This window comes from Flavobacterium nitrogenifigens (assembly GCF_003254565.1).
Classification (GTDB): domain Bacteria; phylum Bacteroidota; class Bacteroidia; order Flavobacteriales; family Flavobacteriaceae; genus Flavobacterium; species Flavobacterium nitrogenifigens.
The window spans coordinates 1-232 of record NZ_QJRI01000023.1 but is presented as its reverse complement, the minus strand read 5'-3'; the positions used below and the strand labels follow the sequence as shown (position 1 = coordinate 232).

Genomic DNA, 232 nt, shown 5'->3' with positions numbered 1-232 from the left:
GCTTCAGTATCGCCGTTCACAAATCCCGCATAGCTCACCGTCAGAGCTGGATTCGCGCTGCCGTATGTCTTGCTTTTATCATCCGCCGTGATCATAAGTGAGGTGGCTGTCACGCTCATCGTTCCATCGGCATAAGTGATTGCATAATTGGATGCAGCGGCTCCGCTGGCTGTAATTGGGTAAGTCCCAACCGGGCTTCCTATAACTGCCGTGGTGGCGACTGTCGGAGCTG

The 232-nt window shown here is 54.3% G+C and carries 1 protein-coding gene; it reads right to left on the bottom strand.

Annotated features, from left to right (window positions below):
* A partial coding sequence (locus DM397_RS00100) for an MBG domain-containing protein (RefSeq protein ID WP_162615405.1) occupies nucleotides 1-232 on the bottom strand: 232 nt, incomplete at both ends.